Source organism: Thermococcus sp. 101 C5, from assembly GCF_009372125.1.
GTDB lineage: Archaea > Methanobacteriota_B > Thermococci > Thermococcales > Thermococcaceae > Thermococcus_A > Thermococcus_A bergensis.
The window spans coordinates 1-24,989 of record NZ_WHIZ01000005.1 but is presented as its reverse complement, the minus strand read 5'-3'; the positions used below and the strand labels follow the sequence as shown (position 1 = coordinate 24,989).

General features: G+C 43.3%; 27 protein-coding genes, 1 tRNA gene and 1 pseudogene. 15 read left to right on the top strand and 14 right to left on the bottom strand.

Translation table 11 applies throughout. The annotated features are described in order from the left end of the window. Positions 1-9: 9 nt before the first annotated feature. The 5 genes from GBV73_RS01355 (at position 10) to GBV73_RS01335 (ending at position 6,067) form a co-directional block, all read left to right on the top strand. The gene (locus GBV73_RS01355; RefSeq protein ID WP_152878817.1) at positions 10-696 is read left to right on the top strand and encodes a hypothetical protein; all 687 of its coding nucleotides are present in this window, start codon (positions 10-12) and stop codon (positions 694-696) included. Between the two features lie 54 nt (positions 697-750). Then, a tRNA-Gln gene (locus tag GBV73_RS01350) sits at positions 751-826 on the top strand. A 239-nt stretch (positions 827-1,065) separates the two neighbouring features. Next, complete coding sequence (locus GBV73_RS01345) at positions 1,066-2,808, top strand: DUF2357 domain-containing protein (RefSeq protein WP_152878806.1); 1,743 nt, start codon at positions 1,066-1,068, stop codon at positions 2,806-2,808. Further along, the gene (locus tag GBV73_RS11260; protein WP_052315958.1) at positions 2,801-5,266 is read left to right on the top strand and encodes an McrB family protein; all 2,466 of its coding nucleotides are present in this window, start codon (positions 2,801-2,803) and stop codon (positions 5,264-5,266) included. Before GBV73_RS01345 ends, GBV73_RS11260 begins: the two co-directional genes overlap by 8 nt. 114 nt (positions 5,267-5,380) lie before the next feature. Beyond that, entirely contained in the window at positions 5,381-6,067 is a 687-nt protein-coding gene (locus tag GBV73_RS01335; RefSeq protein ID WP_371716965.1) for an HAD family hydrolase, read from the top strand. A gap of 80 nt (positions 6,068-6,147) precedes the next feature. On the opposite strand, the gene argF is transcribed toward GBV73_RS01335, so the two are convergent. Beyond that, positions 6,148-7,095: an ornithine carbamoyltransferase gene (gene argF / locus GBV73_RS01330; protein WP_152878816.1), complete on the bottom strand. Its 948-nt coding sequence runs from the start codon at positions 7,093-7,095 to the stop codon at positions 6,148-6,150. Between the two features lie 189 nt (positions 7,096-7,284). Here argF and thyX point away from each other — a divergent pair, with 189 nt between their 5' ends. Both thyX and GBV73_RS01320 read left to right on the top strand, forming a co-directional pair. Beyond that, complete coding sequence (gene thyX, locus GBV73_RS01325; protein WP_152878804.1) at positions 7,285-8,025, top strand: FAD-dependent thymidylate synthase; 741 nt, start codon at positions 7,285-7,287, stop codon at positions 8,023-8,025. A 258-nt stretch (positions 8,026-8,283) separates the two neighbouring features. Continuing rightward, positions 8,284-9,966 (top strand): Na+/H+ antiporter NhaC family protein, encoded by a 1,683-nt coding sequence (locus tag GBV73_RS01320; RefSeq protein ID WP_152878803.1) that lies wholly within the window; start codon positions 8,284-8,286, stop codon positions 9,964-9,966. A gap of 48 nt (positions 9,967-10,014) precedes the next feature. Here GBV73_RS01320 and GBV73_RS01315 read toward each other — a convergent pair whose 3' ends face one another. Further along, entirely contained in the window at positions 10,015-10,506 is a 492-nt protein-coding gene (locus GBV73_RS01315) for an HIT domain-containing protein (protein WP_152878802.1), read from the bottom strand. A gap of 93 nt (positions 10,507-10,599) precedes the next feature. Between GBV73_RS01315 and GBV73_RS01310 the strand changes: the two genes are divergently transcribed. Continuing rightward, entirely contained in the window at positions 10,600-11,832 is a 1,233-nt protein-coding gene (locus tag GBV73_RS01310; RefSeq protein WP_152878801.1) for a 2,3-bisphosphoglycerate-independent phosphoglycerate mutase, read from the top strand. Between the two features lie 118 nt (positions 11,833-11,950). On the opposite strand, the gene GBV73_RS01305 is transcribed toward GBV73_RS01310, so the two are convergent. From GBV73_RS01305 to GBV73_RS11510, 5 genes are all read right to left on the bottom strand, one after another. Then, the gene (locus GBV73_RS01305) at positions 11,951-12,133 is read right to left on the bottom strand and encodes a hypothetical protein (RefSeq protein WP_152878800.1); all 183 of its coding nucleotides are present in this window, start codon (positions 12,131-12,133) and stop codon (positions 11,951-11,953) included. Positions 12,134-12,207: 74 nt separating this feature from the next. Then, complete coding sequence (locus GBV73_RS01300; RefSeq protein WP_152878799.1) at positions 12,208-13,173, bottom strand: aminotransferase class I/II-fold pyridoxal phosphate-dependent enzyme; 966 nt, start codon at positions 13,171-13,173, stop codon at positions 12,208-12,210. Position 13,174: 1 nt separating this feature from the next. Continuing rightward, on the bottom strand, positions 13,175-14,035 hold the full coding sequence (cbiB, locus tag GBV73_RS01295) for an adenosylcobinamide-phosphate synthase CbiB (protein WP_152878798.1): 861 nt from the start codon (positions 14,033-14,035) through the stop codon (positions 13,175-13,177). A gap of 107 nt (positions 14,036-14,142) precedes the next feature. Then, positions 14,143-14,619, bottom strand: a complete 477-nt coding sequence (locus GBV73_RS11515; RefSeq protein ID WP_371716963.1) for a uracil-DNA glycosylase family protein — start codon at positions 14,617-14,619, stop codon at positions 14,143-14,145. Between the two features lie 107 nt (positions 14,620-14,726). Beyond that, entirely contained in the window at positions 14,727-14,897 is a 171-nt protein-coding gene (locus tag GBV73_RS11510; protein ID WP_371716962.1) for a hypothetical protein, read from the bottom strand. Positions 14,898-14,975: 78 nt separating this feature from the next. On the opposite strand from GBV73_RS11510, the gene GBV73_RS01285 reads away from it, so the two are divergent. From GBV73_RS01285 to cobZ, 4 genes are all read left to right on the top strand, one after another. After that, a complete protein-coding gene (locus tag GBV73_RS01285) occupies positions 14,976-15,188 on the top strand; it encodes a hypothetical protein (protein ID WP_253910273.1) in 213 nt (70 codons plus the stop codon). Beyond that, positions 15,185-15,460, top strand: a complete 276-nt coding sequence (locus GBV73_RS01280; RefSeq protein WP_371716961.1) for a hypothetical protein — start codon at positions 15,185-15,187, stop codon at positions 15,458-15,460. The genes GBV73_RS01285 and GBV73_RS01280 overlap by 4 nt, the downstream gene beginning before the upstream one ends. Before the next feature lie 248 nt (positions 15,461-15,708). Beyond that, complete coding sequence (locus GBV73_RS01275; RefSeq protein ID WP_371716964.1) at positions 15,709-16,089, top strand: hypothetical protein; 381 nt, start codon at positions 15,709-15,711, stop codon at positions 16,087-16,089. After that, the gene (gene cobZ / locus GBV73_RS01270; RefSeq protein ID WP_042702071.1) at positions 16,082-16,516 is read left to right on the top strand and encodes an alpha-ribazole phosphatase CobZ; all 435 of its coding nucleotides are present in this window, start codon (positions 16,082-16,084) and stop codon (positions 16,514-16,516) included. The genes GBV73_RS01275 and cobZ overlap by 8 nt, the downstream gene beginning before the upstream one ends. Here the strand turns inward: cobZ and GBV73_RS01265 are convergent. From GBV73_RS01265 to GBV73_RS11090, 4 genes are read right to left on the bottom strand one after another with little or no spacing between them, the layout of a single operon-like run. After that, on the bottom strand, positions 16,513-17,211 hold the full coding sequence (locus GBV73_RS01265; protein ID WP_042702069.1) for a hypothetical protein: 699 nt from the start codon (positions 17,209-17,211) through the stop codon (positions 16,513-16,515). The genes cobZ and GBV73_RS01265 overlap by 4 nt on opposite strands. Further along, positions 17,208-18,089, bottom strand: coding sequence for an ABC transporter ATP-binding protein (locus tag GBV73_RS01260; RefSeq protein WP_042702066.1), 882 nt, complete (start codon positions 18,087-18,089; stop codon positions 17,208-17,210). The genes GBV73_RS01265 and GBV73_RS01260 overlap by 4 nt, the downstream gene beginning before the upstream one ends. Beyond that, positions 18,077-19,483: a radical SAM/SPASM domain-containing protein gene (locus GBV73_RS01255; RefSeq protein ID WP_042702064.1), complete on the bottom strand. Its 1,407-nt coding sequence runs from the start codon at positions 19,481-19,483 to the stop codon at positions 18,077-18,079. Before GBV73_RS01255 ends, GBV73_RS01260 begins: the two co-directional genes overlap by 13 nt. Before the next feature lie 50 nt (positions 19,484-19,533). Then, positions 19,534-19,689 (bottom strand): hypothetical protein, encoded by a 156-nt coding sequence (locus GBV73_RS11090; protein ID WP_158508491.1) that lies wholly within the window; start codon positions 19,687-19,689, stop codon positions 19,534-19,536. Between the two features lie 309 nt (positions 19,690-19,998). On the opposite strand from GBV73_RS11090, the gene cobS reads away from it, so the two are divergent. After that, a complete protein-coding gene (gene cobS / locus GBV73_RS01250; protein ID WP_042702063.1) occupies positions 19,999-20,694 on the top strand; it encodes an adenosylcobinamide-GDP ribazoletransferase in 696 nt (231 codons plus the stop codon). Next, complete coding sequence (locus GBV73_RS01245; protein WP_042702061.1) at positions 20,691-21,242, top strand: NTP transferase domain-containing protein; 552 nt, start codon at positions 20,691-20,693, stop codon at positions 21,240-21,242. The genes cobS and GBV73_RS01245 overlap by 4 nt, the downstream gene beginning before the upstream one ends. Here GBV73_RS01245 and GBV73_RS01240 read toward each other — a convergent pair. Both GBV73_RS01240 and GBV73_RS01235 read right to left on the bottom strand, forming a co-directional pair. Beyond that, positions 21,222-22,673: a cobyric acid synthase gene (locus GBV73_RS01240; RefSeq protein ID WP_152878815.1), complete on the bottom strand. Its 1,452-nt coding sequence runs from the start codon at positions 22,671-22,673 to the stop codon at positions 21,222-21,224. The two genes, GBV73_RS01245 and GBV73_RS01240, sit on opposite strands and share 21 nt — an antisense overlap. Before the next feature lie 28 nt (positions 22,674-22,701). Beyond that, the gene (locus tag GBV73_RS01235; protein ID WP_152878796.1) at positions 22,702-23,721 is read right to left on the bottom strand and encodes an ABC transporter substrate-binding protein; all 1,020 of its coding nucleotides are present in this window, start codon (positions 23,719-23,721) and stop codon (positions 22,702-22,704) included. Positions 23,722-23,805: 84 nt separating this feature from the next. On the opposite strand from GBV73_RS01235, the gene cobT reads away from it, so the two are divergent. Further along, positions 23,806-24,798, top strand: a complete 993-nt coding sequence (cobT, locus tag GBV73_RS01230) for a nicotinate mononucleotide-dependent phosphoribosyltransferase CobT (RefSeq protein WP_152878795.1) — start codon at positions 23,806-23,808, stop codon at positions 24,796-24,798. On the opposite strand, the pseudogene GBV73_RS01225 reads toward cobT, so the two are convergent. Then, a pseudogene (locus GBV73_RS01225) lies at positions 24,782-24,922 on the bottom strand (adenosylcobinamide amidohydrolase); the annotation flags it as partial. The gene cobT and the pseudogene GBV73_RS01225 overlap by 17 nt on opposite strands. Between the last annotated feature and the right edge of the window lie 67 nt (positions 24,923-24,989).

The following is a 24,989-nucleotide window of genomic DNA, read 5'->3' as shown; positions in this document are numbered from 1 at the left end:
TTGAGAAAGATGAAATTAGTGCCTAGTGTGGCTTACCTTAGAATCCAGCGGCAGTTTTATGTGGGTTATTCGATGGCATTAGCCGGATGGATAGGGGAGCATCTGGTTATTCGTAAGGCCCTTCCGAAGCCTTCTTTTGTTGACAGGGCTTTGAAAAAGCTTGGCTTTTCTCTCGTGGGTGAAGACATTGGTGATGATGAATATTCCTATTTCTTTAAGAGAAAAGATATAGGAATTTCTGCATTTTTTGAACCCTCAAACGACCTGCTGTTTCTTCAGGTGTATCCCCTCAAAAAGAGGCTTTCCTCTGGTGTGAGCGTAAGGGCCCAGTACATAGAGTTCTACGACCAGTTCGTTGTTTCAATCGAGCCCGCACAAAAGCTTCCGCCTGGAATACGAAGTCTGGGCATTAACCCCTTGATCCTTGAGGACTACTACCCGGTATCAACCCCCTATTGGGGGATGGTGCACGAGGACTGGGAAAACGACTTAAAGATACTGGTTATGAGAGATGAGATATTCGAAGAGCTCGAGAGAAATGAGTACCGCTGTCCAATTTGCTTTTCTGAGCTGAGTGTGGAGGACAACTATCTAAAATGCCACACCTGCGGATTCCTATATACGGCCGAAAGCGAGTTTGAGAATGTCATATCAAAGTTCTCATTGGGTATTGGAGAGGAAGAGATTATCTTTTAGCTTTTCTTTTGCAGTAAAATTTATAAATGAGACCATAAAGTAGTGATTGGGTACAGCCCCGTGGTGTAGCGGCCAAGCATGCGGGACTTTGGATCCCGCGACCGGGGTTCGAATCCCCGCGGGGCTACCATACCATGGGCTCCAGACCAAACCTTTTTTTTAAAACAATTATCACACGAAGTTTTCCTATGAATGAACTTTTCACTTGCAAATACTTTCTGTGTTTTCTCAATTTCAATAGGAAGAGTTGAATCTCTCCGAAATACTATCAATGCTGATTAGTAGTGAAAAGTCCTCGAAAACCGAAAAAGATAAGTTGAAATTTGTGCTATTTTTAAATGAGGGTAACTTGTTGGGGGAATACGTAGGATGGAAAATAGTGAAGCAAAAAATGTCCTTTTAGAGTTACCACTTGATGAAGATAGAAAATATCGACTAAAAGGCAAAATAGGTGTAGTAAACGATACAGTATACCTTTTTGAGTGGCAGGAATATAGGGTTATTGGGAAGCGAGAATTCAGCATAAGGATTGGGAATGAAAAGGAAACGACTAAGGCTGAGGAAATCAACGAAAATACCTACATAGCGACTTTTCAGTTCAAAAACTACATCGGAAAGACCAATATCGAAATTTTAGAAAATGGGAAGGAAGTTTCTCTACGGTTTAAGGATTTTGAAGTGCTTTCAGAGAAAGTGGGGAAAATTTACAACGTTAGCCTTGAGAATGCAGAAAAGCTTGTACAAAAGCATGAAAAACTCTACAATGCGCTCGTCAAATACATAAGCGAAAAATCAATTTTGCTCCCATTCTCGATTACCGCTCCCACAGGCTTTGGAATTGAGGAATCTGAAGAACCTATAAGTGAGCTCTTTGTGTATCACTTTCTCGTAAACAACAGGGAGAGAATAATCTCAGCTTACGAGGACATCATAAAATGCCCTCACAGAAAGCTCGTTGAGAAACAAGAGTGGCTAAACTTCTGGGAAGTAAGTGAAGTCAATGAAGATACTGTCATTTCAGTCATTACTCATCCTGAATACCTAACAAAGGCAAAAGGACTATCTTTTGCAGTTGCAGAATCCCTAAGCGGTTATGTCCCTACCAAAGTCGCTCAAGAAATTAAGTACGAAAGCTTTGATACCCATGAAAACAGGTTTGTTAAGCACTTCCTCAACGAGCTGATAGCATGGGGCGAGAAAACTCTCAATGCCATTATGACATCTTCATACTTAACAAAGGATCAAAAACAAGAAGCAACCTCCAAGCTGAAAATAGTTCTTGGCGATCTGGAATACTACGCTGTAAGTGACATCTTTGATGACGTTAGTGAAATGGTAATCTTCCCATCCACATCTCAGGTGCTCCTTAAACGTGAGGGGTACAGGGATTTACTTCAGCTCTGGTGGGAGTTTAAAGCTTACTCGCCCTTTTTCGGTGAAATGAAGAGAGCAATAGCCAACAAAGACATCGCTAAGCTCTACGAGTACTGGTGCTTTTTTAAGCTGGTTGAAGAGCTTGGGGATATACTTGAGAATAAGAGGCTTAAAATTCACGTAACGCCAGCGGGGGAGCTCTCTGAAAGCGGAGACGTTTACGCTGAGTTTGACAACGGCTGGCGTTTGTACTATAACAAGCGACTCGCCCCTAAGAAATGGAGCTATTCCGTGACGCTGAGGCCAGACTTCTCACTCTTCACGGGAAATCCTGGCAACAGAGATACGGAGCTCGTTGGGGTCTTTGACGCAAAGTTCAAACTCGACGTGGTGGATGAAAATAGAAGAAAGGAATTCGATGAAGAAAGTGAGATTGCTGAAAAAACCGGGAGCTACAAGACTTGGGCGAAGCTGGAGGACATTTATAAGATGCATACTTACAGAGACGCTTTGGGAGCTAAGTTTGCTGTGGTGCTGTATCCTGGAAGTAAAAACGTATTTTTTAAGACAGACAAAGAATGCCTTGGTGACTTAAAGGGTTGCAAGAAAGAAAAATTCAGTCTTAGTAGGTTAATAAGGGAACTGATAAAGGAAATGGGAAAAAATAATGATAAACAGCAGAAGCTTAGTGGAGTTGGGTATCTAAGTTTTATCCCGGAGGTGAATAAACATGATTGATGCTATTGGGATAGTTGCAAAGATCGCTTGGGCCCACAATAGATGGAAAGGTTTTGACGAAGAAGGATTTAACAAAAAAGAAAAATATGGATATAAATACGTCAATGAAACAGGCATCGCCCACGAATGGTGGAACTTTTATGAAAGATTCTCTAATGACTATTATTTTGGCCATGTAGAGCAGAAAGGAGAGTTCACCCATTTCGACCAAGGCCTGATAGTTTTTATCTCTAAGAACATAAACGACAATAAATTTTATTTTGTTGGCTTTTATGGAGAGGGTGAATATTCAAAGAACGGATTTAGCACGGGTAAAACTCTTGCAGAGATAATTCCAGAACATGCCAAAGAGAAACTGAAGAAAGCAATAGCTGAAGGCAAAATAAGTCCAAAATTTGCTGAGTATTTACAAAAGGCAGTGTTTGAAGCACCTGAAGAAATTAAAAGTAAGTTCCGGGCAAAAAAGGCTTACAGTACAGTTTTTATGGAAGATTGTTATGTTCCAGTTACTGCTTCCGACTTCGGGATATCGAAGTTTGGTCAAAACAATGTAATGTACATAGGAGAGAATGAAAAAATTAAACCCACCAAAATACGCGATCTCCTTATAAAAGCAAAGAAAAGACACAAGCAGATATTAGAAGACCCTAATGTTCCTGATGACAAAAAAGAAGAGGCTGAGAAGATTGTTGAAAAAATCGAGTGGGTCTTGAAGAGTTATTTCCCTTCTAATTACAATGAAGGTGATAATATGGAGGAACTTGTTAAGTACCTAATGTTCCAGGGTTACTACTACAATCCTCATCTTGTCTCTCAGTTCTATACTGCCCTAAAGACAAAGGGTTTTGTAATCCTCTCTGGCTTAACGGGGACCGGTAAAACGAAGATAGCTCAGGAGTTAGCCGAATTAACGAGTTCAATATGGGCTAGTGAGTTACCCAACGTTTTCTCCAAGTGGGAAGAGACGGATGATGAGTTTGAAAATGCCCTCAGAGAAATTCAGAGAGCCATAAAGGAGAATGGATTCGCGACATTAGTATGGGGGCCTGAGGGAGAAGTCCGCAACGTTGAGCCGCCGTTTGTCTTTTGGATAGGGCACCAAAATAAGCTCAAAGCTGCAGCATTGGTAACAGAGAAATACTCGGCCGAAGAAGCCCTCAGAGAGGCGCGTGAGCTCTCCCGGGGATTCGAGTGGAATCTTGGGAAATACAACGAAACATTTGAGAGTGCTACTAAGGATCACCAATCAAAATATGGAAGTGCCGTGGTTTTCAAAGTGGCTGAGATAATCCTACTAAAAGAACCTATTGATGCCTCGGAAGTGTTCCTGAGAGTGGGATTCAAGAAGGTGGCCCCCTTCAAAAATGTGAAATTTAGGGATCCAATGAGCAAAAACTTCCTCTTTCTCTCCGTCCGCCCGGACTGGCGCGATTCCAAGGCACTCTTGGGGTATTATAACTCGCTAACCGGAGAGTACCAAAGAACCGAGCTCCTCGATTTCCTCCTAAGGGCTCTGAATGACTACCAGAGAAACGGTGCTAATGCGAAGCCTTATTTTATCCTCCTCGACGAGATGAATCTTGCCCACGTTGAGTACTACTTCGCAGACTTCCTCAGCGTCCTTGAGAGTGGAAGAGATAAGAATGGCTTCACAAGGGAGAGCATAAAGCTTCACGATATTTATGACATTGCAGAGAAGCAGGGGATTCCAAAGGAGCTTAAACTCCCGCCGAATCTCTACATAATCGGCACCGTTAACATGGATGAAACAACTTATACCTTCAGCCCGAAAGTCCTCGACAGAGCCTTCGTGGTGGAATTCCACGACGTTGACCTTGAGAACTATCCGCCCGCTAATGGAAACCTCTCGGAGGACTTTGAAAGCCTGAGAGAGACATTGCTGAATGATCTTAGAGGCTCCAACGGAAAGTTCCTAGCCCACTCGAAGGGAGAGATAAACAAGGCTGTTGAAGAGCTTAAGGCAAAAGATTACTGGCAAATTCTCCAAGACCTCAACAGAGCCCTTGAACCCTACGACTTGCACTTTGGCTATAGAGTAATTGATGAGATTGCATTGTTCTTCAAAAATGCAAAGGAGAGCGAAGATAATGGGATAGTAAAGTTTGAAAGTGAGGACGAAATATTTGATCTGGCGTTGCTCATGAAGGTTCTTCCCAAGTTCCATGGCAACAGAAAGAAGCTTGAAAAGCCGTTGAAAGAAGTTCTACGAGAATGCATTGGGTCTAGCAATGAATTTGAAATTAAATTCAAGGAAAACAATACAGAGAAAACAATAAAGTTGCCTTCTCAACTGGAAAAATTAAACAGTTTCGCAATTGTTGAAATTCTTAGAAACTGGGAAAGCTATAACAAAAACTTCCGATTCAAACACACTGCCAAAAAAGTCTTCCGCATGCTCCGCCAGCTCTACGAGATAGGCTTCGCAAGTTTTAGTTAATTCTTCTCTCTTTATCTCTTTGCCTTAATTGTGCTCACCACTCCATTGCTTACCTTTTATCCCATAGCAAATTTATTAATCCCTTTCTCCAACACCTTAGGGGTGGTAGCGATGATAAGGCTGATCTCTTTTGACGTCTGGAACACCCTTCTCGACATAAACGTTATGATTGAAAACCTTGTAAAAGCCCTATCAGAGCTTCTGGGAGTTTCTGAGAAGGAGATTATGGAAAATATCCTCAAAACAAGGGAGGAAATAAAAAAGATTAGAAAGTCCCAAAGCGGCAACCCGGAAAAAGCCCTTGAAGAAAGTCAGGAGCTCCTTGCAAAGGTCCTCGGAGTCGACGTTGAAATAGTGAAGAGGGCTGCGGCAAAAGCAACTCTAACCGTTGATGAAAGCATAGTGCTCCCGGGCATTAAAGAGACCCTTAAAGAGCTCCACGGAAAGTACATTATAACAACAACGGGCAACGTAATGTTCTGGCCCTCAGCATATACGAGGCTCATTTTAGAGAAGTTTGGATTAGCCAATTATATAACCAAGCAGTTCTACTCCGACGAGATTAACGCCTACAAGCCCATGAAAGAAGCCTTCTTAGCCCCATTGAAATATTTCAACGTCTCTCCAAGCGAGGCAATACACATTGGCGACACCAAAGCAGAGGATTTCGAAGGAGCATTAAAGGCTGGAATGTATGCATGCTGGATAAATCCAGAAGCAGAAAAAGTCGAGAGGATTCACGAGAGGGGCTTTGTAGTTAGAGAAACGAAGGATTTGCTGAAAGTGCTCTCTCAACTTTGATCTTTTAATATTGTTGTCAATTCCCCGGTATTTTTCAGCAATTTAAACTAAAAAGCACAAAGAGAAAAAGAATAGAAATTTCAAACCTTTATGCCGCCCATTATAAGAGCCATGGCTGCCTTTTGAGCATGTAACCTGTTCTCTGCTTGATCCCAGACCACGCTGTTTGGTGAGTCTATGACGTCGTCGGTAACTTCCTCTCCCCTGTGTGCCGGGAGGCAGTGCATGAAGATGTAGTCCTTCTTTGCGTGCTTTACGAGCTCTTTGTTAACTTGGAATGGCATGAATATCTTTCTCCTTTGCTCCGCCTCTGCTTCCTGTCCCATTGAGGCCCAGACATCGGTGTAGATTACATCGGCACCTTTAACAGCTTTAATCGGGTCGTGGAGGAGCTCAAAGCTTCCACCGCTTTCGGCGGCATTTTCCTCAGCCCATTTGATAACTTTTGGATCTGGCTCGTAGCCCTCTGGGGTGGCAACCACCACATTAGCCCCAAGCTTGGTTCCGGCTATCATTAGGGAGTGAGCGACGTTGTTTCCATCGCCAACGTAGACAACTTTGAGACCTTCAATTCTTCCCTTCTTTTCTTTTATGGTCATGTAGTCAGCCAAAGCCTGGCATGGGTGTGCAAAGTCGCTGAGACCGTTTATGACTGGAACACTAGCGTATTTTGCAAGGTCAACAACGTCCTGGTGGTCAAAAACTCTCGCCATTATTCCGTCCACATATCTGCTTAGAACTCTCGCGGTGTCTGCTATCGTTTCTCCCCTTCTCAACTGCAAATCTTGGGCATTTAGATATAACCCATATCCACCAAGTTGGTAGATTCCAACCTCAAAGCTTATTCTTGTTCTTGTGGAAGGCTTCTGGAAGATCATAGCGAGGGTTTTACCCTCAAGAACGCGATGTGGCTTTCCAATCTTGTTCCAGATTTTCATCATTTCAGCTGTTTTGAGAATTGTCTCAATTTCTTCTCTTGTAAAGTCTTGAAGGCAGAGGATATCCCTTCCGGCTAAGCTCACTACCATGTGCATCACCGTCTAAAGTTGGCATTTCCGTTAATAACTATTTCGTCGTTAAAAAATATCCGGCGGCGAAAATTTTCAAAAAATTTCTGAAAACTAGTGGATAAACGTAAACTCAAACAGGGGTATGCTTTGCTAAAGTTTTCAACAAGGCTAATAAGGAGAGTCCCCTTTCTATTCCGGGTGTGTGTGATGGACGGTTTGAAAGTCAAGCTAGTGAACTATACCCCAAAACCCTTAGAAACAGTAACCTGGGCTGCGTTGATAAGCTACTGGGAAGAGTGGGAAAGTGAAGCTTTTGAAAGAGTAACGAGGACAGACGTGGAGAATCATTTGCCGAGAGTTCTGGGCTACGGGCATGAGTCGATTTTGGAGCATGCTGTTTTTACCTTTGCGATTGAAGGGATAAGCAGAGTTGCCTCGCATCAGCTAATCCGCCACAGGATAGCCAGCTACACACAGCAGAGCCAACGCTATATCAAGCTTAACCCTGAGGATGTTGAAGAGACGTTTGTTATCCCGGAGGGAGTTAAAGAAAATCCAGAGCTGTATGAAAAATGGAAAAAGCTTATGCGAGAAGCGATAGAACTTTACGAGGAGACTTACGCCAGGGGTATACATCAGGAAGATGCACGCTTCATTCTGCCTCAGGCAGTGAGAACTAAAATCGTAGTCACTATGAACCTTAGAGAGCTCAAGCATTTTCTGGGTCTTAGAGCGTGTGAAAGAGCACAGTGGGAAATAAGAGAGGTTGCGTGGAAAATGCTCGAAGAAATAGCTAAAAGGGATGACCTGAGGCCAATAATAAAATGGGCAAAGCTTGGGCCGAGGTGTATTTCCTTAGGTTACTGTCCGGAAAGGGAGCTAATGCCTCCTGGATGCCTGAAGATGACAAAAGAAAAGTGGAAAAGCATAATAAGTAGAAAAATGTAAATGGGAAGCTGAACCTCTATTTGTAAATTTTAGAACCAGGGTGCAAAACTTAGAAAAATATTTGTATAATACAAGCCAGGAAATTTCACTAATGTTAATTTAAGGTCTTTTTAGTTATTTTTTTGACAATATTGGTACGCTAAATTGCCAAAAAGTCCAAAAAAGTTCTAAAAAGGCTTTTATATAGGATCAATGTAGTTTTAATGAATGATGTACCCCCTACGACACACCCAGAATATAATACCGGAGGTTTGAAATATGGGTGATTTTGGTATATTGTCTCTCTTGCCGCCTCTTGTGGCCATTGGACTAGCAATATTGACGAAAAGAGTGCTCTTTGCTTTGTTCTTTGGAGTCTGGGTTGGAGGACTGTTAGTTGCAGGCGGAGACCCAGTAGGAGCAACGACGCAGACATTGAAGTGGATAGTGTTCAACATAGCCTCCGCATGGGAAGAGAACGGCCAGATAGTGACCGACCTATGGAACACGAGAATACTGCTCTTTGATGCGTTGATCGGTGCGGGTGTTGCACTAATCTACAAATCCGGCGGAATGAACGCCATCGCGAAAGCCGTTACAAGGAAGATTAGAACCAGCAGAGCTGCTTCATTAATGGCCGCAATTTTCGGAACCATAATCTTCTTTGACGACTATACCAACACCATCATCGTTGGAAATACAATGAGGCCGATAACAGATAGGGCGAGAGTCTCAAGAGAGTTCTTAGCCTATGCTGATGATTCCACGGCTGCACCAGTGGCGGTTTTGGCTGTTGTTTCTACATGGATAGGCTATGAGCTCGGACTTCTAAAGGATGCAATCGCAAGTGTCGGAGAAAGCATAAGTGCGTACTCTGCTTGGTTTGCAAGCTGGCCCTACAGGTTTTACCCAATCTTAGCTATAATTCTTGTTTATCTGGTAGCAATTACCCACAGGCACTACGGTCCGATGCTCAAAGCAGAATACAGGGCAAGAAAAGAGGGTAAAGTCCTTCGTGATGGGGCACAGCCAATGATGACTACTGAAATTGACGTGGGAATGCCCATTGAAGGCAAGGAAAGCGTGTGGACATTCATACTTCCGGTGCTAACACTGGTAGCATTGACATTCATCGGTTTATGGGTTACCGGTGGGGGAAGTGCCACCTATGCCGAAGGAGGCTTCCAGGCAGTTCTGTCTAACGCAGACTCAACATGGGCACTTGTTTGGGGTTCCTTTGGAATGGTCGTCGTGGCGATGGCACTCGTGATTGGAATGAAAATAATGAGCCTTAAGGAAGTCGAGGAGACTGTAGTTGCGGGTATGAAGCAGATGCACTTTGCAATGATGATACTTATTTTAGCATGGAGCATTAAGAGCGCGTGCGATGCCGTTGGAACAGCAGACTATGTAGTAAGCGTTGCATCAAAAGTCCTTTCTCCGGGATTGGTTCCACTGGTGGTCTTCCTGGTGGCAGCGTTCATCTCATTCACAACAGGAACATCCTGGGGAACCTTTGCCATAATGATGCCGATTGCCGTCCCGCTGGCCTATGAGTTGAGTGGAAGCTTTGGTCCTGTGGTCTATGCGAGCATCGCCTCTGTCTTTGCCGGAGGTGTTTTCGGTGACCACTGCTCGCCGATAAGCGACACCACGATCATGAGCTCAATGTTCTCTGGCTGTGACCACATAGACCACGTGAGCACCCAGATTCCATACGCGCTCACAGCGGCGGCCGTCGGTGCTTTAATGCTCGTGCTGTTTGCCACTGGCCTGACTAATGGATGGATACTTTTGATAATAGCAGTGCCCCTCCTGATAGTGGCCCATCACGTCCTAAGCGAGTGGTATGGGGCAAAAGTTGGAATCCCACACGGCAAAGTGCCGATATATGTTGTGGAGGAAAATATCGAAAGAACTGGTGGGGCAACTCCGAGAGGAGCTGTTCTCGGAGAGGAATGAGCCCTTTTCTATTTTTCCATTTTAAAAAGTTAAAGCTTTAGAGAAAAGTCACTCTTTTAAAACCTCCTCCAGAGTCTTTTTCAACTCCCTATATGCTTCTTCGAGGGACTCTGGAATGACTTTCGTGTCTGCTATTACAGGCATAAAGTTAGTATCGCCGTTCCACCTCGGCACGATGTGGAGGTGAACGTGGTCGTCTATGCCAGCTCCCGCCACTCTTCCAAGATTTACTCCCATATTAAACCCGTCTGGATTCATAGCTTTCTTCAAAACCTTTATCATAAGTTGGGAAAGCTTCATAATATCCAGAAGCTCCTCATCGGTGAGGTCTTCCCATTTTCCAACGTGTCTGTAAGGGGCTATCATAACGTGGCCGGGATTATAGGGATAGTTGTTCATGATAACGAAGGCATGCTCGCCCCTGTACAGGATTAGCCTCTCTTCATCGCGGTTTTCTTTTGGGAAATCACAAAATATGCAGCCGTTGTGTTTTGGGGAACGGATGTACTCGATGCGCCACGGTGCCCAGAGTATCTTCATGCTCTCACCTCAATTGGGGGAAAACACTGGGATTAAAAAAGTTTCTCATAAACTTTTTAATTCTCCTTGGATATTCACTTCAGGTGGTATTGTATGAAAAGAAAAGGGATTCTTATTATTCTCGATGGGCTCGGAGATAGACCGGTAAAGGAACTCGGTGGAAAAACGCCACTTGAGTATGCAAACACCCCAAACATGGATAAGCTCGCAAAAATGGGGATTCTGGGCCAGCAAGACCCAATAGCCCCGGGCAAGCCCGCAGGAAGTGATACCGCACATCTTGCCATCTTTGGCTACGACCCCTATCAAACCTACAGAGGAAGGGGCTTCTTTGAAGCTCTTGGCGTAGGACTGGACTTGGATGAAGACGACCTGGCATTTAGGGTTAACTTTGCCACAATCGAGAACGGAATAATAACTGACAGGAGAGCTGGAAGGATAAGTACGGAAGAGGCCCACGAGCTTGCGAGAGCCATTCAGGAGAACGTTAAGATACCAGTGGAGTTCGTATTTGTCGGAGCAACAGGCCACAGAGCAGTTCTCGTGCTCAAAGGCATGGCCAAGGGATATAAGGTTGGAGAAAACGACCCACACGAAGCTGGAAAGCCACCGCACAGGTTTGAGTATGCCGATGAGGAGAGCAAAAAAGTTGCAGAAATTTTAGAAGAATTCGTGCAGAAAGCCCATGGGGTTCTTGAGAAGCACCCTATAAACGAGAAGCGCAGAAAAGAAGGAAAACCAGTCGCAAACTACCTCCTCATCAGAGGGGCTGGAACATATCCAAACATCCCGATGAAGTTCACCGAGGAGTGGAAGGTTAAAGCTGCTGCCGTTGTTGCGACTGCCCTAGTTAAAGGCGTTGCGAGGGCTATAGGCTTTGACGTCTATACTCCAGAGGGAGCTACCGGTGAGTACAACACCGACCCGATGGCCAAGGCAAAGAAAGTCGTTGAGCTCCTGAATGACTACGACTTTGTGTTCCTCCACTTCAAGCCAACCGATGCAGCAGGTCACGACAACAACCCCACGAAAAAGGTTGAAATGATAGAAAAAGCCGATGAAATGATAGGGTACATAATTGAGAATATCGACCTTGAGAATACCGTAATAGCAATCACTGGCGATCACTCAACACCTTGCGAAGTTAAAAACCACAGTGGCGACCCCGTGCCTCTCCTAATCGCCGGTGGAGGAGTTAGGGCAGATTACGCGGAGAGCTTTGGCGAAAGGGAGTGCATGCGCGGAGGAATAGGAAGGGTCAGAGGAAAATACATAGTGCCAATGATGATGGACTTAATGGGGAGAACTGAAAAGTTTGGAGCTTAGCTTCTTTTTACTCTTCCTTGATTTTTGAAAGCCCTTCTCTTGGCGTCAATATCTTCATTTAGCAGCTTTGACTTGTATTGTATTCCATAGTTTCTAGTAGTCTTTAAGAGGTTATTTCTTAATTTCTCCTCATCCTTGCTTCCCAGCGAAGGAAAATAAACAGAAATATCATAAAAATCGTGATATAGTAGCTGATAGCAAAAGGCAGAACACCCATAATGCCCAACGTGTAGAGGATAGCCAAAATTATAACAACTGGAAGCAACAACCTATAGAGGCGTTTCCTCTCCATTCCTTTCACTCCGTGTTGGTATTCTCCTTGATTTTTAAACGTTTTGGAAAAAGAGTATAAAATCAGCTAACATTGGACTTCCTTCACTTGTCGAGGTGCTTTAAAGCCTCTATTAGTTTGTCATTTTCCTCTTTTTTCCGAATGCTGAATCTTATGTGGCCAGGCAATCCAAAACTTGAGCAGTCTCTAACGAGTATCCTCTTCTCCACAAGCTTCTCAACCGTGGTTTTTGCATCTCCAACGTATTTGATAAAGAAGTTTGCATCGCTTTTTACGTTCAATTCACGTTCTACTCGCTCTTTTTCTTCCCAGATTAGTGGCATTGTTCGTTTTAAGTGTTCAAATTCATCCGCTATGACAAACTCTAAAAACGCATAGCCAAGGGACCCAATGCTCCAAGGCATCCTTACACTTTTGAAGGCCTCCTCAAACCCAACAACATAGCCAACTCTAATTCCTGGCAAGCCATAGCTCTTTGTAAATGTTCTCAGCTTTACTATGTTTTCACTTTCGGGACTTTCTGCATCTTTCACGAAATCTATAAAAGCCTCATCTAGAACGAGAAGTGAATTTTCATCCTCCACTGCTTGGATTAAGGGCTTAAGATCTTTCACCCCATAGAATTTCCCATCAGGGTTGTTGGGATTGCAGAAGAAGATAATACTACCTTTATCAACTTTCTCAGCCATTGTTCTTGGATCATTTGGAGTCTTTATGATCTCAGCCCCAAAAATTTTTGCAATTCTCTCGTATTCTCCGTAGGTGTGCTCTGGAATGATCACTTTTCTTTTTCCTTTCATTGCGAGGATGCCAACTAGGTATAAAGCTTCGGTTATTCCAGCCGTGACCGTTAATGGTTCCCCCACAATGCTCGAAAGTTCTTCTTCAAGCCCTTCCCAGTAGAGGTAGCGATTGCTTAGGGTTTTAGCACGCTCAACCATCTCATCTATCCATTCTGGAAGATAGGGGTTCAATGAGGCTGAAAAGTCCAACAATCCCTCCCTTCTAGCGCCTCCATGCTGAGTTTTAAATTTAACAGGCTTAAGCATTCTACCACCTCCACATAGCCAAAGCAGATATAAGTATCCATTCACCCACAACAATCCAGTAGATTCTAAGAGCTCGTTTTATATCCTCAAGTTCTGGTGCTTTGCCATCAAAATGGTATGCCCCGTATTTCTCAAGCCAGACTCCTAAAACGGCGCTCATTGCCGCAATCGGTTTATCCCCATTTATTTTGAATTTGGCCTTTTTATAATGAGACAACACCTTTCTAGGGCCGAAAGGAAGAAACAAAAGAACGGTAAAACGTGCAGGAATAAAGTTTACAAGGTCGTCCATTCTAGCTGCAAACTTTCCAAAAAACTCGTATCTCTCATTCCTATATCCAATCATGGCATCGAGAGTGTTTATGGCTCTATACACCAATGCCCCGCTTAACCCAAAGAGGAGAAAATAGAAAATTGGAGCAACCACACTATCCACGATGTTCTCGGCGAGGCTCTCGATTGCTGCTGAGTTAAGATGATACCTATCTAGGCTTTTCACATCTCTGCTCACAATCAAACCAACGTACTTTCGCTGTTCTTCGATGTCTTCTCTTATGGTGTTCTTTACATGCCAGGCAAGGCTTTTTATAGCAAAGGAGGTCTTTAAAAGGTAAGCACCCAAGGCAATGCTAAGCCATCTAGGCAAAAAGTAAGGAAGTTTTGAAAGGAAAAAGGCAAAGCCAATCACAGCCATCGCCCCTAAAGACCCTATAACAAGGTCTAGAGCTGGACTTCTCCTTCTGTAATGTTTATCAAAAAATTCAATGAGCTTGCCAAACCACACTACAGGGTGAATTAAGGCAGGTGGTTCTCCTATCATCAAGTCCCACACCAAAGCAAGGAGAAAGATTATCGGCTTCATTTCGGCATCAACAGTGTTGGATATTTTATCCTTTTAACTCTTTCCGGAGCTCAATTTAGGGAGAACTAGAATTATCAAAAACTTTGATGGCAATATTTTGCCACGTTTCAAAATACTCCACCATGAATTGAGACAAATGCCTTTCTTATCTCTTCATACTCTTCAAGAATATCCTCATTTGGTTCTTTTATTCCTCTCCTAACGTACCAAGCGGGGTGTTTAAGATAAATTGCATCAAGACCAAGCTTTTTCAGGGCTTTCTGAGCGGTTCTGCCAACGGCAAAAATGGCTTTAGGCTTGAGGATATCGAGCTCCCTCCCCAAAAGCCCTAGCTCCTTTTCCCCAAATCCTTTCAGCTTGTTTTCCGGAGGATTGCACTTAACAACATTGGTGATGTACACAAAATCCGGGTTTATGCCGAGAGAAAAGAGGGTCTTCCTAAGAAGCATTCCCGAGGCATCTCTGTAGAAGCATATTCCCGTCAAGCCACATCCTTTCCTTCCCGGGGCCTCTCCAACTAGAGCAACTTTAGAACCAACCCATCCGTTTGCAAAGGGCAAGCCTTCAAAGGCTTTTATTTTCATCTGGTATTTGTAGTATTCCTCATGACAGAATCTCAGAGGATTTTCGATAAAAGTTGAGTAGAGACGGACGAGCTCACCTGCAGTTTTTTCATCTTCTCTGGTTTTAACTAAAAATCTTTCCTCGGATTGTAAATGGTTTTAGCATAAATCCCATAGGTTTTTTCATCCAGAGAAAGTAAATCCCTCCACGTCTTCAAGAATAGCGGCATGGTTTTGAAGTTTTTTGGATTTATATAAACCTCGCCAATCCTTTTAAGGCTCTCAAATCTCAGCAACATAAATAATAAAACATCCAGCGAGTTTATAATTTTGGTGGTATTATGGAGACAAAGACGTGTCCTTTTTGTGGGGGAACGATGGTAAAAGGAAAAAGCCCACAGGAGGGTTATGCACTATACTTCTGGAAGGCTCCATGGAAAAGGGGATTTAAAGGAGCAATTAGCGGAGCTATAAGAGCTTATCCATGGCTATGCCTTAACTGTGGTGCGATAATTCCTTACGTGGAGGAGGCAGAGCTTCAAAAAGTCAAAGAGGAATACGAAGAGGCAAAGCTGGAGGGAAGGCTTTGAGGGGTGTAACTTTTTTCTCAGGTGGAAAGGATGGATTATACGCCCTCTATCTTGCCGAAAAGAGAGGTATCAAAGTTCCCTATTTACTTGCCCTCAAGACTTCAATTGGACTATCTCCCCACTGGGAAAATTTTGATGCCCTTAAGATCATTGCAAATGCCATGGGGAAAACTCTCCTTACCTTTGACATGGCAGAAGGAGGAGATTCTTTAGCCAGATTCATAGCATCCCTTGAAGTTGATTATCTCATAGCAGGGCTGTTTCATAGGTAGTGATAAATGGAACTTTTGAATTCTTTTGTTTTCCGTAATTTTTAAATAGTCTCTAATTATACTTCCTTGTGGTGAAGCAGTTCCCAGAATGTGGGGTTTGTCAAGCCCGAATGGGGACTGTCGAGAGCCTTGAAGATGTGGGGAGTCTCCGTTCCCCCCGAAAGCCAGCCAATGAAGACGGGAGGCTGGAAGCCTACCCGTTATGAAATTAACACTTTACACACACTTTACGGGTAGGCAGAACGGACATATTCCTAGAAGAACACCTAAAGTGGGTGGAGTGGCTTGCTGAAAAAGCCGGTGTTAGAAGCTTAGAACCCCTGTGGGGACGAAATACGCTTGAGCTAGCCGAAGAGATTCTTAATACTGGCTTTGAATATGCAATAATTGCAGTAAATAAGGAAAAACTTGGAAAAGACTGGTTAGGATATAAGTTTTCCTCCCTGGAAGATTTAGATGTATTCTTAGACAAGAACCCCGCCGTAGATCCGCTCGGTGAAAGGGGAGAGTTCCACACGGTAACACTCTCCGGCCCACTCTTTAGGGAGCGTTTTAAGCTTGAAAAGCTTTCCATTGAGAAAAGCGAAAAGTATTGGTGGTTAAGGTTTAAGGTGATGAGGGATGATTGAAAAGCTTAATTCCAAGGGAATAACCCTTGAAAAAATGCTCGATACTGCCCTGGAGCTCTACATCGGAGAAGAGAGAGAAAAGGTCAAAGAAAAACTCAAGGAAATCATGCTCCACTATCTAAACGATATAAATATCCAAGCACTTTTGACAGCTGCTCTGCTCTTGGAAGAGGACTTCAAAGTTGAAGGTGATCCGATAAACCTAGTTGCCGATGAGCTCATCGGGATTAACATAGCTGAGTATATTGGGGGCAAGATGGCTCTGTTCAACTTCTTTTACTACGACACAAAAAAGCCCGGGATTTTAAAGGAGCTCCCTCCTTTCCTAGATGATGCCATAGGAGGATTCATTGCCGGATGCATGACAAAGCTCTTCGAGCTCACTTCATCCGGGACTCCCAACGAAGGGGGAGGAATAACAATCTAATCTTCCCTGAACTCGATGGTAAGAATCAATACCAAGCACAAAACTAGCCAGAACACTAATGATGCCATAGACAAACCCCCATATTGCGGATGCTCATATGCTATCAGGTGGGAAGCACTGACGGTGGGTATCAGGAGGAGAACATAGCGTAGTTTCTCGGGTGCGAGAGTTATGGGGTAATAAACCGGAAGAAAAACCGTTAGTATGGTTGTTAAAACCGTTGACAGCCTCATAACCGTAAGGGGTTCCCTCATTTTGACACCGATGTACATTCCAATGGTCGTGCTCCATATCCACAGAGAAACCACACCGAAGGCTACATATCTTATGTGAGAAAGCCCAAACTTTGCGAGGAGAGTGAGGATGAGTATCGCCAAGTAAGGCGTAGCCGGCAAACTCATGCCTATCGATATTCCGAGCATCTTCTCTGCTGAATTCCCAGGTAAAGACATCATTATATCGTAAAATTTTGAACGAACTTTCATCCCCACCAGCTCTATTGGAAGATCTGCCATCCCAACCCCAATGATGAAGCTGATGATGGCTCCTGCAATGGCAGATGAAAGAAATCTGCCCTCACTAATCACATAGACGATAAAAATAAACGAAAGTGGTTGTATGGCAAAACTTAAGATTGAGCTTTTGCTCTTCATTAATGCGTTCCCATAATACTCAATTATTGCCCAGAGGTTCATCTCAAATCCCCCACAAGGAATATATCTTCTATGGTCAGTTCCTCTCTTTTAAAAGGGATTCCAGTATCTTTTAGCTCCTCAATCACCTCTCTTTCCTCTGATTTTGACTTGGTATAGACGAAAGTGTTCTTCCCTGCCCTCCTTGTTGTATAGTCCTCCTTGGTAAACTCCCCAAAAACAACTATCTTCGAATGGAACTGTGATAGATACTGCCGTGCAATTTTCTCGGGTTTACCAAAAGCAACCACCCTTCCTTTTTTAAGGAGAAGCACGTTGTCGCATACGCTGGAAATTTCGTTCAAATAGTGGCTTGTTATTACTACGGTGGAGTTCTTGCTTTTTTCTCTCAATATTTCCCACAACTTCAGGCGATTTTCAACGTCGAGCCCCACAGTAGGCTCATCCAGATAGTAGATTTTAGCATCAGCCGACAAAATCATGGCGAGCAGAGTTTTCCTCACCATGCCACCCGAAAGCGTTGACATTATCTTATCGGCATAGTCAATGCCAAACTCCTCCACAGCCTTTCCAGCCCGAATCTTGGCATCTTTCCTTGAAAATCCACGCATCCTGAGGTAGTGGTAAATGTACTCGAAAGGCGTGAGGGTGTAAAAATGGGACTTTGCCTCTTGAGGCAGGAGCGCAAAGAGGTTTTTAATTTCGCTTTTGCGGGAATTAACCTCATGACCGTACAGGAGTATTCTGCCCTTGTCCGGTTTAAGCAGTAAACTGAGAATTCTCACTAAGGTTGTTTTTCCCGCACCGTTCGGCCCAATAATCCCGAGAATGCCCCCTTCCTGCACTGAAAAAGTTAAGGAATCGAGGGCTTTGATTTCTCCATAGCTCTTGGTGAGATCTTCAACTGCTATTGCTTCCATTCTTCCCCCTCCAACTTGGAGGTGTACAATTGGTTTAATGGGGAGCCTGGAATATCTTTTGTGCAATACAGTTCTCGGGGTATGGCCTTGCAAAACGTGTTGCAATATCCTTTCTTATAAAGAACGCATTGTCTGCATTCAGGAGCAACCAAGTTGAATTTATCCTTTTCAGGATCATCAATGCCGATCCTGAAGTATTCTGCAAGGGGAGATGCCAATATGTCTTTTAAAGAGTTTTGAAAAATATTGCCTAATTTAAACTTTTGATCCCTAAGAAAGACGCAAGGATATACATCCCCATTTGTATGTATTTGTATTTGAAAATTAACTGCGCCGCATCTGGCAGTTGGTTTTGTAGGGGGCGGATTAAGGGGTGTCACACCCGCTAAAGACTTCAACACAGTTACATTTTTTGCTTGTTTTGATCCTTGAAGTATCAAGTGGTATGCCTCTACTAGTTCGTTAAGGGAGAGCCCTTCGGATTTTATGAATTTTCCTCTACCAATAGGGATTAATGCTCCATAAACCCAGCTATCCGCTCCTAATGAATCAACGAGTTTAATAATATCGGGCAATTCATGCAAGTTTCTTTTACCTATGGTAGTGCCAACAACGATCATTGTTCTATGATGGTTCTTATCTCTGGCAAGGTTTTTGATAGCCCAAATTACTTTATCATAAGTCCCATACCCCCGATAAAATTCGTGAGTGTCTCGTGTTGCTCCATCCAATGCTATCTGGATTTCATCAACATACTCCTTAACAATGGACAACAATTTTTGATTCTTATACAATGGAGTTCCATTAGTGGCAACTATCACATAAAATCCACGATCTTGAGCATCTTTTAGTATTTTGTCAATCTCTGGATGAAGAAGGGGTTCTCCTCCAGTAACCCATAAAATTGGGATTCTAAGAGTTTCAAGTTCGTCAAACACATGCAAAACTTCATCAAAACTCATGTACAGATTTGTGTGAGGTCCAGAATTAGCATAACAGTATTTGCAAGCCAAATTACAGTAGGATGTAATCTCTACTGCTGCTAGATGAGGAGCAGAGTATGAGTATGGGTGTGCTTGGGGATATGGAGAAAGGAATTCTGTAGTAAATCCCAGCAATTTGCTTAGGCGTTCGTAGAGCATAGCCTCGGCATTTTCTCGAGTCATTCCAAAAGCATTTTGCATCATTGAAACAATTTTTTCATAAGGTACATGTGACTTAGCAAGTTCAAGTAGTGCAATAGTTCCAAGGTCTGTGTAAACTTCAAAACCTTTTGTATCCTTTTTGCTACTAATCTTGTGAAGTACTAATCCCCGTCCTTCCTCTTTTCTCCAGTAGAAAACTCCTGAGTCAACAAGCCTCTGAAGCTTCAAATACAAATCTTCAGTGTTCATTTTACTCCCTCCTTTGACTCATACACAAAAATTAAAAATACAATAGGGGATCAAAAACCACTTATTGACCATGCCCTTGAGTTGCACTGTCTGCCTGCACACAATGGGGGGATTTGGGAGTAGTTGAATTCTGGCTTGGTCTCGACTATGTTTTTAACAAGTTCCAAAATTTCCGCTTCTTGCTTGGCGTCCGCCACGCAAATCACCAGTAGTATATTTAAACACAAAAATTATAAATTTTACTTTTGATACTTCAATATTGTCCAGGATAATCAGTAGGACGTTAGAGTTAGACTATCTTAAGTTAAGATTCCATAAAAAAGATGAAAAAAGATTAAGACTGAACCCACCTAGTAAACAATGATTTCAGCCTTTATATTCCCCTCAACTTTTTCTGATTTTCTCAAGTAGTATTAGTGATTTAAATCGCCCCTACTGCTTATCCTGGCAGTATTCGTACATGGGGCAGACTTTTTAAGCTTTCTTGCAATTGGATTAATTAGCCAGGTGGTTGCATGAGAAACATCATCCCGTTTATGACAAGAGTCCCAATAAGGGGAGACTTCGAAAAAGCTAGGAATGAAATATGGGCCTTTCCTCTGCTTGCTACCCTTACCTCCTCTCTGCCCACTTTGATTTTATACCTTGACCTTCCTATGAAAAACATCTTAGCAATTCTCTCGCTTTACTCCACAATAGGCCTACTCCACTTGGACGGGCTAGCCGATTGGGCCGATGGAATTATGGTTAAAGGAGACAGAGAAAGGAAAATTGAAGCCATGAAAGATCTGAACACGGGTATAGCTGGAATTTTTGCTGTTGTAATGGTACTTTTTGTTCAGATATACTCTCTAAACTATCTCCCATTTTATGCAATATTTCTAGCTGAGCTGAACTCAAAGTATGCAATGCTCCTTGCTTTAGCCACCAAAAAACCACTTGGATCAGGATTAGGATGGTATTTTATGGAAAAGATGAACAAAAGGCAATTGGCTGTTGGCACCTTGTTATACTCGATCCTCATCTTCCCTATAGGATTTTATAACCCAAAGGCCATTTTTTCAGTTGTTGGACTTTTGGTTAGTGCATACGTCATGAAGGTTAGTATAGACAATTTCGGAGGTTTAAATGGGGACTGCATTGGAGCAATAGCAGAGATAACAAGAGCCGGAACACTTTTACTTATGGCTTTTGTCTGGTGGTGTCTATGATAATCATCTTAGCGGGTGGAAAATCTACCAGAATGGGAAAAGAAAAACCAGTATTGAAAATAGCAGATAAAGAAATGCTCCTCTGGGTTTACAATGAGAGCTCAAAGATAGATGAAACCCTTGTTGCTCTCTCGAAGAACACACCAAAAACCAGGGAACTATGCCTCCGGGAGAGGATTCCCTTCGTCAACACGCCAGGAAGAGGATATGTTGAAGACGTTCAGTGGCTCTTGAAGGAGTTTGGGCCATTTGTAAGCGTCTCAGCCGATCTGCCTTTCGTAAAGGCGTGTGATATTGCCCTCATAAGAAGCGAGCTTGAAAAGAAAAAAACCAGCATCACTGGAGTTTTACCTTTAAACATAGTCCCAAAAGACCTTGGAGTTGCAACTTACAGAGGATACGCAATTGTAGGAATTAATGGAGTTTCCTATGAGGGAGAAGAATTCGTTAAGCTAAGAAACCCTCTTTTGGCAATAAACGTGAACACACCAAGAGAGCTTGAACTTGCAAACAGAATTGCCAAGCTCCTACACTCCAAGTTCACTTAGGATGTAATTGAGGTCTAAGTTTTCTTCCACAACTCTGGAAAATCTTTCAATTTCCTCCTCTAGACTCCACTCCTTGAGGCTTAAGGACTCAAGACCCTTCTCCAAGCGAAGCATGTTTAAAAGCCGCTCTGTGAATGCGAAGTTGTGAAAGATTCCGTGGAGATACGTTCCAAAGCTTCTCTCACCTATAGCTCCCTCGGGCTCGAAGGCTTTGGCACCGTTTATCTCCTTTATTATTGAGAACGGCCTCTCACTTGTGGAACGTCCCATCCTTATCTCGTAGCCCTCAACTTCCATTTCCTTGGCTTGCTCCCACAGTATTTTCGATTTCAGGTGGTTGGTTCTCTTTTCCATCGTGAAGATCGTTTTAGCTGGCAGAAGACCGATGCCCCTAACCTTGCCTCTCTTTGACTCGACATTGTCTATTATCTCCTTCCCAAGCATCTGAAAGCCGCCGCAGATTCCCACAACGAATGAACCCTCGCGGTGGGCCTGAATTATGGCATCTTCAATCCCATTCTCCCTCATCCAGAGCAAATCTTCCACCGTGTTTTTGCTCCCTGGAATAATTATTAAATCTCCTTCAATCTCGTCGGCTTTTGTTACATAATCAACACCGTTGGCCCACTGAAGGGGCTCGAAATCGGTGAAGTTGCTTATATGTGGAAGCTTGATGATCTGTATGTGCAGGTCACCTTTAACTTTAGGAAACTCTGCTAAGGAATCTTCCTCTGGCAGTTTGTGATCCACATAGGGGATAACTCCCAAGACCCTCTTCCTATATCTCTGCTCCAAATATCCAAAGCCGGGTTCAAGGAGAGATTTATCGCCCCTAAACTTGTTAAAAACAAATCCCATAACTAGCTCCCTTTCCTCCTCGCTTAAAAGCTCCATCGTGCCTACTATTGAAGCAAAACTACCTCCCCTATCTATGTCAGCCACGAGAATAACTTTGGCATTTGCATGCCTTGCAACCCGCATATTTGCAATATCATAATCCTTCAAGTTTATCTCCACAGGGGAACCCGCTCCCTCAATTACTACAACATCATGACTATGCATAAGCTCATCTAGAACCCTCATGGCTCTTTTAAAGAGCTCCTCCTTGGTGGAAAGCATGTATTCTCTGGCTGAGACACTTCCGATGGGCTTTCCCATAAAAACTACTTGACTTCTCATGTTCCCCTCAGGTTTTAGAAGAATAGGGTTGAACTTTACCGAGGGCTTTTTGTTGCATGCCAACGCCTGTAAATATTGGGCCCTGCTTATTTCTCCACCCTCCACAGTTGGGGCAGAGTTAAGGCTCATGTTCTGGCTTTTAAATGGAACCACATCATAGCCGAGATTTGTAAGACTCCTGCACAGTGCAAGGGCCAATAAAGATTTTCCGGCTCCTGAAGAAGTACCTTGAATCATCAAAGCTCTACCCATAATCATCACCAAAAAGAGAAAAAAAGAATCAGCCTGCCGTAGCTTCACATACGAGAGGCTGATATGTGAAGTTAAACACATCTGGATGTAAGAACTTTGCGATTTCCTCCAATCCCTCGACTATCCTTGGAGTTGGCCTTGAGACAATGTCATCACTGCTTAGAGTGTAAACTCTCCCAGTTTTTACGGCATCAGTGTTCACAAGCTGAGTATTGCAGAGATCCTCTGCATTCATTCCCGCATGTGGAGGAAGGATTATTACTTCCGGATTTCTTGCCAAGACTTCTTCAACACTTACTTGCGGCCAGCCCTGAGTATCTCCAAAGATGTTTTCTCCCCCTGCCAATGTTATGAGATCGTTGATGAAAGTACCGTTACCAGCGGTCATCAGAGGATCGCTCCAGACTATATAAAAGACCTTTACCCTCTGTGCGTCTTGAACCTTGCTCTCTATTTCCTCAATTTTGTCCTTCGTTTCAGTTACAACTTCTTTGGCTTTTTCCTCTTTATTCGTAACTTTTCCTAAAAGTTCAACTGCTTTGTAAATCTCCTCTATACTCTTTGGGTCAATGATTATAACTGGGGCTATCTTTTCAAGTTGTTCTAAGTATTTGAGATGCATTGACGTACCAACTATAAGGTCTGGATTCAAAGATGCTATCACCTCTATATTGGGATCAGAAAATCCCCCGACAACGGTTCTTCCTTCCTGAACATTCTCCGGGTAGTTGTCGAATTTTGTCACTCCAACAACTTTGTCAAGAGCACCTATAAAGTAAAGGGTTTCCGTGATACTAGGAGCTAAAGATACTATTTTTTGAGGCTCTTTCTCTATGGTGACTTCCCTTCCGGCAAAATCAACTATAGTTAATGGATATTTAGGAGCAGGAGTTTGGGTTTCGCTTACTGTATTTGTTGTGGTTGTCGTGGATGTCACTTTTTCTTCAGTAGTTTCTGTTGTGGTAGGGGTGGTTTGAGTTTGCCCGATGCAACCTGCTATAACAACTCCAAACATAAGCAGTACCAGCACAATGGCTACCTTTCTCATGTACCTCACCTGGATAATTTGTCCAGCAATAATAAAAGGGGAAGGTATATAAACCTATTGGATAATTTGTCCAAGGTGATATCTATGATGCTTGTTGTATTGGGAAACACCGAGGTGTCTCTAATACCAGGAATAAGCATGGCAGGAGCAACACCGGAGCTAACAAAACTAACTCCACCGGCAGATGCGGAATACCTTTTTTACGAAAGGCCGAAAATAATAGATGCAATACCCGTAACTCCTGAGGGACATCCAACCCCTGCTATAATCACGAAAGCCGCAAAAGAACTTGCAAACTTTCCGATTATTGTTGTAAGGGGAGGTACTTATTTAGCCCCTCTCGTCCCCCATGTGCACATAAGCAGCTATGTGGGAAGAGATTTTAGAAAAGAGAAAGCTTTACCAGAAACTAGGGAAATAATAGACAGAGCAGCCCTTTTTGGGGAAGAACTAAACAAGCTAAATCTGGGAGAAGTAGTTATTGGAGAATCAACACCGGGAGGAACAACAACAGCTCAAGCGGTTTTGTGGGCTCTTGGATACGATGCAAAAACTTCCTCGGCTTCTCCCGACAATCCTCAACCCTTAAAAGAGAAAGTAATAGCAGAGGGGTTCAAAAGGGCGGGTATAAAAGAGGGAGAGCTTAAGGACAAACCATTAACAGCCTTGGAAGAGTTTGGCGACCCGATGATGGCCACGGTTGTAGGGATTGCCCGAGGATTCAAAGGAAGAGTAATACTTGCTGGTGGAACACAAATGCTGGCTGTTGCAGCATTGTTAAGAGCTATGGGGGGAGAACTCGAAAGGTTCACGATTGTAACAACAAAGTGGGTAATAAAAGATAAAAGCTCAACTTTTAGGGAAACAGCAAAGGAACTAGAGATAGAGTACCAATATGCAAACTTGGACTTTTCAAAGAGCAGATTCAAGGGGCTTAGAGACTACGAAAAGGGCTACGTGAAAGAAGGGGTTGGAGCCGGGGGAGCTGCATGGCTAGCACTAAAGAGGGGATTCACTGAGATAGATATCGAGAGGAAAGTAGAAGAGCTCTACGAAAAACTCACAAAGAGTCCTTAGTTTTTTCCCACTTCTTCAAACTTTCTTTCAGAGCTTTCCTAACTGCCCTGCCTATGTCTATTCCAAGCCTTGTGGCGGTTCCTGCCCACTCCTGTTCTCCCTCGAAGGCAAACACCGTTCTGCCTACCAGTAAAGTGCGTGTAGGGCGTTAATTTCGTAACGGGTAGGCTTCCCTCCTCCCGTCTTCATTG

Excerpts from the sequence above, each read along its gene's own strand:
- GBV73_RS01355 (WP_152878817.1), top strand. The coding sequence starts at position 10 with ATGAAATTAGTGCCTAGTGTGGCTTACCTTAGAATCCAGCGGCAGTTT.
- GBV73_RS01345 (WP_152878806.1), top strand. The coding sequence starts at position 1,066 with ATGGAAAATAGTGAAGCAAAAAATGTCCTTTTAGAGTTACCACTTGAT.
- GBV73_RS11260 (WP_052315958.1), top strand. The coding sequence starts at position 2,801 with ATGATTGATGCTATTGGGATAGTTGCAAAGATCGCTTGGGCCCACAAT.
- argF (WP_152878816.1), bottom strand. The coding sequence starts at position 7,095 with ATGGTAGTGAGCTTAGCCGGAAGGGATATCCTCTGCCTTCAAGACTTT.
- thyX (WP_152878804.1), top strand. The coding sequence starts at position 7,285 with ATGGACGGTTTGAAAGTCAAGCTAGTGAACTATACCCCAAAACCCTTA.
- GBV73_RS01320 (WP_152878803.1), top strand. The coding sequence starts at position 8,284 with ATGGGTGATTTTGGTATATTGTCTCTCTTGCCGCCTCTTGTGGCCATT.
- GBV73_RS01315 (WP_152878802.1), bottom strand. The coding sequence starts at position 10,506 with ATGAAGATACTCTGGGCACCGTGGCGCATCGAGTACATCCGTTCCCCA.
- GBV73_RS01310 (WP_152878801.1), top strand. The coding sequence starts at position 10,600 with ATGAAAAGAAAAGGGATTCTTATTATTCTCGATGGGCTCGGAGATAGA.
- GBV73_RS01300 (WP_152878799.1), bottom strand. The coding sequence starts at position 13,173 with ATGCTTAAGCCTGTTAAATTTAAAACTCAGCATGGAGGCGCTAGAAGG.
- cbiB (WP_152878798.1), bottom strand. The coding sequence starts at position 14,035 with ATGAAGCCGATAATCTTTCTCCTTGCTTTGGTGTGGGACTTGATGATA.
- GBV73_RS11515 (WP_371716963.1), bottom strand. The coding sequence starts at position 14,619 with ATGAAAATAAAAGCCTTTGAAGGCTTGCCCTTTGCAAACGGATGGGTT.
- GBV73_RS11510 (WP_371716962.1), bottom strand. The coding sequence starts at position 14,897 with ATGTTGCTGAGATTTGAGAGCCTTAAAAGGATTGGCGAGGTTTATATA.
- GBV73_RS01285 (WP_253910273.1), top strand. The coding sequence starts at position 14,976 with ATGGTAAAAGGAAAAAGCCCACAGGAGGGTTATGCACTATACTTCTGG.
- cobZ (WP_042702071.1), top strand. The coding sequence starts at position 16,082 with ATGATTGAAAAGCTTAATTCCAAGGGAATAACCCTTGAAAAAATGCTC.
- GBV73_RS01265 (WP_042702069.1), bottom strand. The coding sequence starts at position 17,211 with ATGAACCTCTGGGCAATAATTGAGTATTATGGGAACGCATTAATGAAG.
- GBV73_RS01260 (WP_042702066.1), bottom strand. The coding sequence starts at position 18,089 with ATGGAAGCAATAGCAGTTGAAGATCTCACCAAGAGCTATGGAGAAATC.
- GBV73_RS01255 (WP_042702064.1), bottom strand. The coding sequence starts at position 19,483 with ATGAACACTGAAGATTTGTATTTGAAGCTTCAGAGGCTTGTTGACTCA.
- cobS (WP_042702063.1), top strand. The coding sequence starts at position 19,999 with ATGAGAAACATCATCCCGTTTATGACAAGAGTCCCAATAAGGGGAGAC.
- GBV73_RS01245 (WP_042702061.1), top strand. The coding sequence starts at position 20,691 with ATGATAATCATCTTAGCGGGTGGAAAATCTACCAGAATGGGAAAAGAA.
- GBV73_RS01240 (WP_152878815.1), bottom strand. The coding sequence starts at position 22,673 with ATGGGTAGAGCTTTGATGATTCAAGGTACTTCTTCAGGAGCCGGAAAA.
- GBV73_RS01235 (WP_152878796.1), bottom strand. The coding sequence starts at position 23,721 with ATGAGAAAGGTAGCCATTGTGCTGGTACTGCTTATGTTTGGAGTTGTT.
- cobT (WP_152878795.1), top strand. The coding sequence starts at position 23,806 with ATGATGCTTGTTGTATTGGGAAACACCGAGGTGTCTCTAATACCAGGA.